The organism is Mycobacteriales bacterium (assembly GCA_036497565.1).
Classification (GTDB): Bacteria; Actinomycetota; Actinomycetes; order Mycobacteriales; family QHCD01; genus DASXJE01.
Genome location: DASXJE010000003.1, coordinates 1 through 7,999, shown reverse-complemented (window position 1 = coordinate 7,999; position 7,999 = coordinate 1). Strand labels below are relative to the sequence as shown.

Below are 7,999 nucleotides of genomic sequence, written 5' to 3'. Positions count from 1 at the left end.
TATCTGCTGGGCTTGGAGGGCGTGGCGCTTCTGCGCGCCTTCAGCGGTGACTACGACCGCGGATTCACTGACGCGCGCTTCGCGGAGATGCGGGCCCTGCTGGACTCGGTCGACAAGCTCGGCGAGGGCGTTGACACCCCTCTGCTCGCCACCGCCGATGGCTACAACAGTTGGTCGGAGGACTACGACGAGCCGGGCAACGGGCTGATCGACCTGGAGCAGCCGATCGTCCAGAAGATCCTGGCCGGCCTTCCGGTCGGAGTCGCACTGGACGCCGCGTGCGGCACGGGCCGCCACTCGGCGTACCTCGCCTCCCTCGGTCACGATGTGATCGGAGTCGACAGTTCGCCCGGCATGTTGGCCAGAGCCCGCGCCAAGGTCCCGGGCGCCAAGTTCTACGACGGTGACCTGCATCATCTGCCGGTCCCCGATGACCTCGTGGACGTGGTGGTCTGCGCTCTCGCACTCACGCACGTCCCCGACCTGGGACCGGTACTGGCCGAGTTCGCCAGAGTCCTCCGCCCCGGTGGTCACCTGGTGATCTCCGAGTCCCCCGGCTTGATGACCGGCGGCATCGGGTTCCCGCTGGTCAAGCGGGGACCTGACGGCATGCCGGGTCTCATTACCAACCGGCACCATCGAACCAGCGACTACCTGGCCGCGGCGCTGCCACTCGGCCTGCAGGTCCGCCATTGCGAGGAACCCCGCCTTGGTTACCCGACCGTCGACCCCGACGACAAGCCCCCCGAGAACCCCGTTCCCACCAAGGAGCCGCCGGACATCTGGTCGCTCCATTGTTGGACCGCTGCCGCGACCAACGCTGCCTATCGCGATCAACCCGTCGCCATCATCTGGGACTTTCAACTCGGCCCACCGGCAACCGGCGTCGAACCGTCTCGGCTCTCCTTCGACAGATAAAGGTCGCACTGTAGGCAGGCCGCGATGCGGTGGCGGATGACCTCCACGCGCGCCCAGGCTGCCCAGTTCGGACGATCGTCCGCGGGCATCCGCCCGGGGATGTCGAGACTGCGGTGTCGGCTACGACTTCTGGGTGAGAGCCCGCTCGGGGCTCGGACACCTAGGGAGCGGCATGTCGGAGAACAAGAAGACTGTCCAGAGGTACGTCGATGGGTTCAACAAGTCCGACCACGATCAGATCCTGTCGTGTCTCACCGACGACATCCGATGGACGAATTTCGGGTGGTATCGGATCCACGGCAAGGAGGCCTATGACCGACACATCGAGGGCCCCGACTTCACCGGCAGCCCGGACCTGGTGATCACCCGGATGGTCGAGGAGGACGACGTGGTGATGGCAGAGATGACCGTCGAAGTCCGGCGAGCGACCGGCGAGCTCGCGAGAATGGCGATGGGTGAAGTCTTCGTCATGCGGGACGCGAAGATCATGGAGCGGCGCGGATACGTGATCGAGCTCAGGGAGAACGACTACAGGTGAGTCGCGGAAGCCGACATGGTTCGTGCCTGCTCGGAGAGGAATGGACGGTATGAAATATCTGGTGATGCTGTACGACGCTCCGAACATCCGGGAATCGATGAGTCCCGAGCTCATCGAGCAGATGCAGACGTTGCTGGCTGAACTCAAGGAATCGGGTGAGTTGGTCGGTGTCGAAGCACTCGCCGACCCGTCGAGGACTAGGACGGTGAAGTTTCCTGGGAGTGTCCCGGCGGTGACCGACGGTCCCTACGCAGAGGTGAAGGAGCAGATGGGTGGTTTCGTGTTGCTGGACGTGGAAGACGAGCAGCGCGCCATCGACATCGCGAGCCGGTGGCCGCCATCAGTGGTCAGCGCTGTCGAAGTCCGGCCGTTGATGAATCCGGGTGCCGACCCGCAGTGACCGACCGCCAGCCACTCGGAGAACTGCTGCGCGATCTCACGCCGCAGGTTCTCGGCGCGCTCGCCGGCAGAAGCACGGACTTTGCGGCCTGTGAGGACGCCGTCCAGGAGGCGTTGCTCGCGGCATCGATGCAGTGGCCGGCCGACGGCTGGCCGGAGAATCCGCGTGGCTGGCTGATCACCGTCGCTGAGCGGCGGCTGCACGACGCGTTCCGCTCCGAGTCGGCCCGTCGTAATCGGGAGACGCACGAGGCCGCCCTCGCGGTCAGCTCCCCCCACGCGGAAGAACCGTCTGAGGAGACCGGACACGGCGACGACACCCTCATCCTGCTCTTCATGTGTTGTCATCCGGCGCTGTCGCCACCTTCGCAACTGGCCCTGACACTGCGCGCCGTCGGCGGGCTGACGACAGCCGAGATAGCGCGCGAATTCATGGTTCCCGAGTCGACGATGGCACAACGCATCAGCCGCGCCAAAAGTCGGATCAGGGCGACCGGAGTCTCGTTCCGGCTGCCATCGGAGGCTGAGCGACCAGATCGTCTTCGAGTGGTGCTGCACGTGCTCTACCTCGTCTTCACCGAAGGCCATACCAGCACCGCCGGACCCGTACTGCATCGCGCCGACCTAACCTCCGAGGCCATCCGGCTCGCCAGAATCCTGCACCGGCTGCTGCCCGACGACGGTGAGGTAACCGGTCTGCTGGCTCTCATGCTGCTCACCGACGCCCGGCGTGGCGCTCGCACCGATGCCTCTGGTGCACTGGTTCCGCTCGCCGATCAGGATCGCGCAGCCTGGGACCACGCCGCCATCGAGGAAGGGATCGCACTGATCAGCGCGACGCTCGGTACGGTCGCCGCCGGGCCATATCAGGTGCAGGCCGCGATCGCCGCCATCCACGGCGAGGCCCGGTCGGCGGCGGACACCGACTGGACACAGATCCTCCTGCTCTACCGGGTGCTCGATGACCTGTCGCCCAACCCGATGACCAGGCTCAACATGGCGGTCGCCGCCGCCATGGTCGACGGACCATACGCAGGCCTCGCCATCGTTGCCGGCGTCGAGCAGGAGGAGGGCGTCGACTTGTCCCACCGGATCGACGCGGTCCGTGGACATCTACTCGAGATGTCCGGCGACCTCCCCGGGGCGCGGACGGCGTACCGCTTGGCCGCCCAAAAGACCATGAGCATGCCCGAGCAGCGCTACCTCGAAAGGCAGGCGGCCCGGCTCGAGAGGGAAACGGAATAAGCCGACCTGCCCACCCGGTGGATATGGTCTCCCTGTGCGCGTGATTCTCCTCAGTGGCGCTCCCGGCGTAGGTGAGTCGACGGTGGCTCGACGATTGCTCGATGTCCGTGCAGCGGGCCCAATTGCCTGACTGGGCGACGAGGTTCCCGCAGCTGTTCGCGCCGGACTACTGGGCGTGGGCCGACACCGACATCCAGTTCTCGCTGGAACGACCACCCGAAACGCTCGTCAGCCACATCCACCTGATCTGCCGGACCTCCGGCGGCATCGTGGTCTGCGGCGCCGAGGGAAGACGGTTCCTCCCTGGTGGCACCCGTGACCCCGGCGAGGGCGTTGAGGACACGGCGCGGCGGGAGCTCCTCGAGGAAGCCGGTGCGACGCTGAAGGGCCCACTGCGATGGCTCGGCGCCCGGCGCGGTGACCACCGCCGTCCGGAGCCCTATCGCCCGCACCTGCCCCACCCAGTGTCCTACTGGTTGTACGCCGTCGCGGACGTGACCGTCGACCGGCCGCCGAGCTGTCCGCCCGGCGGCGAACAGGTCACCGACGTACTGATCCTCCCACCGGCCGAGGCAGCCGCCTGGCTCGCCGAGGGCGAGGATGTGCCGGTGGCCGACCTGGTACGCCTCGCCTCGGCGATGGGCCTCGTATGACAGCCAAATGGAGATGACGCCGCCACCGGACCTTGTCAGTGCGCTTTTGTCCGCGGCCGGTTTGGCGGGGAGGCCGCAGGCCGTGGTCTCGTTGGGTGAGTCGACGAACCGGGTCTGGGCGTTGACGCTGGGCGATCACCGGTATGTGCTGCGGCAGAGGCTGGATGGATCTGCGGCGTCGGTGCGTAAGGAGGCCTACCTCAGCGGGCTCCTTGCTGCACGGGACGTCCCGGCGCCGCGGGTTCTCGCGGCGGCCACCGGTGAGCACGTCGCCGTACTCAGCACCTACGTGGAGGGCGTCGGCCTCGACCAGGCGCTTGGGTCGCTGACCAGACACGAACTCGCGTCGACCTGGCGTTCAGTGGGGGACGTCCTGCGCGGTGTGCACGAGATCGGGCTCGGGACCGCTGGTGAGATCGTGGGCGATCGGATCAAGTCCTTTGCCGGCGGCTGGGCCGCCTGGTCGACAGGACACCTGGCCGACGATCTGGTGTGGCTCCGGGACCGGGTCGCCGACGGCATCCCTATCTCTGCGGCGCGGATCGATCGGTTCGCCGACCTTGCCCGCGATGCATTGGCCGACGCGCCGGTCCGCTTGATCCACAACGATGCCCTGCCGCAGAACATCCTGGTCGCCCCGGGGGCAGACGGGTGGCGCTGCACCGGCGTACTGGACTGGGAGTTCGCCCGAGCCGGCGATCCTCGCTGGGACCTCGCGACTCTCGACCTCCGCCCGGCCCATCTCGTGCCCGAAGCGTTCTACGAGGGCTATGGGACCCACCCACGTGAGCCGCATGCCACCATCTATGAAGTCCTCGCCCTGGCGTGGAAGACCCGCGCACAGCTCGAGGGTCGGGGCGACTGGTCCTGGACGCCGCTGGCTGCCCGGCTCGCCTATCTCCGCGACCTGGCCGAGCACCTCGCCCGGATCTGACCGCTCCAGGCCCCGAGCGGGACGGATCCCTGGCTTCTCGTCGCTGCCACAGCGCCCTAGCATGTTTGTGTCCTGGAGAGAGGGATTTCTGTGCCGATCGGTTACCTGATTACGGTGGCGGTTCCGGCAGTCCTCACGGCGACGTTGCTCGTCCCCGTGCCACACACCTGGACGCTAGGACAACTGTGCTGGCGGTTGGGATTTCAGCTCAACGAGTTGCCAGTACTGGCCGCAGTCTGGGTCCTTGCCGCCACCACACTGGCTGTGGCACAGGGCGATCTCGGTAATCCGGTCGGCCTCATCGCGGTGGCGGGGGCGGTCCTGACCCTCGCTGGGCTCGCCGTCGTGCTGTGGCGCGGGCTGCAGGCCGGCCCGATCGTCGCGCGCGCTCTCTCCGATGGGCTGGGCTCCGGATGGCGCGTCGAATCGGCGCCGGAGTTGACGGCCCGGCTCACGCGGCGCCGTCCGTGGGCGCGACTGTTGTTCGCACCGTTCGCCGTACGACGACGCGACGTCATCCGGCGGGCGGACCTCGCCTACGGCCCGGCGGGGCGGGCGAACCTCCTCGATGTGTACCGGCCACGGTCGGGCGCAGTGACCGGTCCCTGCCTGGTGTACTTCCACGGCGGCGGATACCGCAGCGGGCGGAAGAACCGTGAGGCCCGGGCACTCATCTACCGTCTCGCGAGCCAGGGCTGGTTGTGCGTCAGCGCCAACTATCAGCTCACCCGGAATGCGCCCTATCCCGCGCCGCTCGTTGACGCGAAACGGGTCATCGCCTGGATGCGCGAGCATGCCCCGTCCTACGGCGCCGACCCATCGTCGATCGTTGTCGCGGGCAGTTCGGCCGGCGCCCACCTCGCGGCGATGACCGCGCTGACGCCGAATGCCGCTGCGCTTCAACCGGGCTTCGAACAGGCCGACACGCACGTCTCCGCCGCCGTCTGCTTGTACGGCTTCTACGGCAGCCCGTCCTGGATCGACCGCGAGCCCGGCGCGCCCTCCGCGCCAATCGAGCACGTCGACGGCGACGCTCCGCCCATGCTCATCGCCCACGGCACGCACGACTCATTCGTCAATGTCAGTGCCGCCCGCGACTTCGTGGAGCGGTTTCGCAACACTGCACCGAAGCGTCCGCTGGTCTACCTGGAGCTGCCCGGCGCCCAGCACACGTTCGACCTCTATCGCTCCGTACGATTCCACGCCGTCATCGACGCCGTCGACGCCTTCACCGCATCCGTCCACTCCTCCGAGCCGTCGAGCCCAGCCCATTGATCATTACCGCGGCGCGGTTCCGGCAGTCGTGAGCGTCGAGTGGTTTGCGCGGCTCGTCGAGGGAAATGCTGTGCTACGTGTGGTTCCGCCGTAAGAGCTGCGGGTTCGGCCGCCTTGATGAAGAGGAGTTCGCCCATGGCGTCGCCCACGGTCGCTGACTTTCTGCTCGGCCGCCTACGCGAGTGGGGTGTGGAGCAGGTCTTCGGCTACCCCGGCGACGGGATCAACGGGCTGCTGGCGGCGTGGGGTAGGGCGGACAATCAGCCGGCCTTCATCCAGTCCCGGCATGAGGAGATGAGCGCGTTCGAGGCGGTCGGCTACGCCAAGTTCACCGGCAAGGTCGGCGTCTGCGCGGCGACATCCGGCCCGGGGGCGATCCATCTCCTCAACGGGCTGTACGACGCGAAACTCGACCACGTGCCGGTCGTCGCCATCGTCGGGCAGACCAGCCGCAGCGCAATGGGTGGGTCCTACCAGCAGGAGGTCGACCTGCTCAGCCTCTTCAAGGACGTGGCCAGCGACTACGTGCAGATGGTGATGGTTCCCGAACAGCTGCCGAACGTGCTCGATCGCGCGATCAGGGTGGCGCAGGCCGAGCGGGCGCCGACCGCGATCATCATTCCGTCGGACGTGCAGGAGTTGGAGTATTCGGCGCCGACCCACGAATTCAAGATGGTGCCGTCGAGTACGGACGTGCAGTGGCCGACGGTCTCGCCGGACGATGTGGCGATCCAGCGCGCCGCGGAGATTCTCAACGCCGGCAAAAAGGTCGCGATCCTCGCCGGGCAGGGCGCCCGCGGTGCGCGACGGGAGATCGAGGAGATCGCCGAGTTGCTCGGGGCCGGCGTGGCGAAACCGCTGCTGGGCAAGGATGTGCTCCCCGATGACCTGCCATTCGTCACCGGGTCGATCGGGTTGCTCGGCACCCGGCCCAGCTACGAGATGATGCAGGGCTGCGACACCCTGCTCACGGTCGGCTCGAACTTCCCGTACACCCAGTTCCTGCCCGAGTTCGATCAGGCCCGCGCCATCCAGATCGACATCGACGGCCGCTACATCGGCATGCGGTACCCGTACGAGTTGAACCTCGTCGGCGACGCGGCGGCGACCCTGCGGGCCCTGCTACCGCACCTCGACCGGAAGGACGACCGGTCCTGGCGGGAAGAGATCGAGTCCTCGGTCGCCCGTTGGTGGGAGACCATCGCGGCCGAGGTGATGGTCGACGCCAACCCGATCAACCCGATGCGGCTCTTCTGGGAGCTGTCCGAGCGGCTACCCGACAACGCAATCGTCACCGCCGACTCCGGCTCCGCGGCGAACTGGTACGCCCGCTGCCTGCGCCTCACCGGTGACATGCGGGGCTCCTTGTCTGGGACGCTCGCCACGATGGGTCCGGGCGTCCCCTACGGGATCGGGGCGAAGTTCGGTCACCCGCACCGCCCGGTGGTCGTCTTCGCCGGCGACGGTGCCATGCAGATGAACGGGCTGGCCGAGCTCATCACGGTCCGGCACTACTGGCAGCAGTGGGACGATCCACGACTGGTGGTCGCCGTACTGCACAATGACGACCTCAACCAGGTCACCTGGGAGATGCGGGCACTCGGCGGGGCGCCGAAGTTCGCCGAGTCCCAGACGCTCCCGGACATCTCCTACGCCGACTTCGCCTCTGGTCTCGGGCTCAGGGGAATCACGGTGGACAAGCCGGACCGGATCGGCCCGGCCTGGGAGCAGGCTCTCTCAGCCGACCGCCCGACGCTGCTTGATGTGCGCTGCGACCCCGACGTGCCGCCGATCCCGCCGCACGCGACCTTCGAGCAGATGAAGGACACCGCGGCCGCGCTGATCGGCGGAGACGAGAACCGGTGGGGCGTCATCAAGGAAGGCATGAAGACCAAGGTGCAGGAAATCCTCCCGCACCACGACGACTCGGACTCGTGAGAGGACGGAAATGCCCACCCCCCAGATCAAGGACGAGAAGCAATACCAGGCGCTCCGCCGACAAGGTGCGAGCGAGGAGAAGTCGGCGCGGATCGCCAA

General features: G+C 67.5%; 8 protein-coding genes. All 8 read left to right on the top strand.

The annotated features are described in order from the left end of the window. A partial coding sequence (locus VGH85_00155) for a class I SAM-dependent methyltransferase (GenBank protein ID HEY2172202.1) occupies window positions 1-918 on the top strand: 918 nt, incomplete at its 5' end. Window positions 919-1,090: 172 nt separating this feature from the next. After that, the gene (locus tag VGH85_00150) at window positions 1,091-1,456 is read left to right on the top strand and encodes a nuclear transport factor 2 family protein (GenBank protein HEY2172201.1); all 366 of its coding nucleotides are present in this window, start codon (window positions 1,091-1,093) and stop codon (window positions 1,454-1,456) included. 49 nt (window positions 1,457-1,505) lie between these two features. Next, window positions 1,506-1,856, top strand: coding sequence for a YciI family protein (locus VGH85_00145; GenBank protein HEY2172200.1), 351 nt, complete (start codon window positions 1,506-1,508; stop codon window positions 1,854-1,856). Then, window positions 1,853-3,100 carry a sigma-70 family RNA polymerase sigma factor gene (locus tag VGH85_00140; protein ID HEY2172199.1) on the top strand — a complete coding sequence of 416 codons (1,248 nt, stop codon included), beginning with the start codon at window positions 1,853-1,855 and terminating at the stop codon, window positions 3,098-3,100. The genes VGH85_00145 and VGH85_00140 overlap by 4 nt, the downstream gene beginning before the upstream one ends. A 101-nt stretch (window positions 3,101-3,201) precedes the next feature. Continuing rightward, window positions 3,202-3,753 (top strand): NUDIX domain-containing protein, encoded by a 552-nt coding sequence (locus tag VGH85_00135; protein ID HEY2172198.1) that lies wholly within the window; start codon window positions 3,202-3,204, stop codon window positions 3,751-3,753. An 82-nt stretch (window positions 3,754-3,835) separates the two neighbouring features. Further along, window positions 3,836-4,687: an aminoglycoside phosphotransferase family protein gene (locus VGH85_00130; GenBank protein ID HEY2172197.1), complete on the top strand. Its 852-nt coding sequence runs from the start codon at window positions 3,836-3,838 to the stop codon at window positions 4,685-4,687. Between the two features lie 114 nt (window positions 4,688-4,801). Continuing rightward, window positions 4,802-5,962 (top strand): alpha/beta hydrolase, encoded by a 1,161-nt coding sequence (locus VGH85_00125; GenBank protein ID HEY2172196.1) that lies wholly within the window; start codon window positions 4,802-4,804, stop codon window positions 5,960-5,962. A gap of 135 nt (window positions 5,963-6,097) precedes the next feature. Beyond that, a complete protein-coding gene (locus tag VGH85_00120) occupies window positions 6,098-7,900 on the top strand; it encodes a thiamine pyrophosphate-requiring protein (GenBank protein ID HEY2172195.1) in 1,803 nt (600 codons plus the stop codon). The last annotated feature ends 99 nt before the right edge of the window (window positions 7,901-7,999 follow it).

What these genes read in the sequence shown, in the direction of transcription:
- VGH85_00145 (HEY2172200.1), top strand. Translation starts at nt 1,506, where the DNA reads ATGAAATATCTGGTGATGCTGTACGACGCTCCGAACATCCGGGAATCG.
- VGH85_00150 (HEY2172201.1), top strand. Translation starts at nt 1,091, where the DNA reads ATGTCGGAGAACAAGAAGACTGTCCAGAGGTACGTCGATGGGTTCAAC.
- VGH85_00120 (HEY2172195.1), top strand. Translation starts at nt 6,098, where the DNA reads ATGGCGTCGCCCACGGTCGCTGACTTTCTGCTCGGCCGCCTACGCGAG.
- VGH85_00135 (HEY2172198.1), top strand. Translation starts at nt 3,202, where the DNA reads ATGTCCGTGCAGCGGGCCCAATTGCCTGACTGGGCGACGAGGTTCCCG.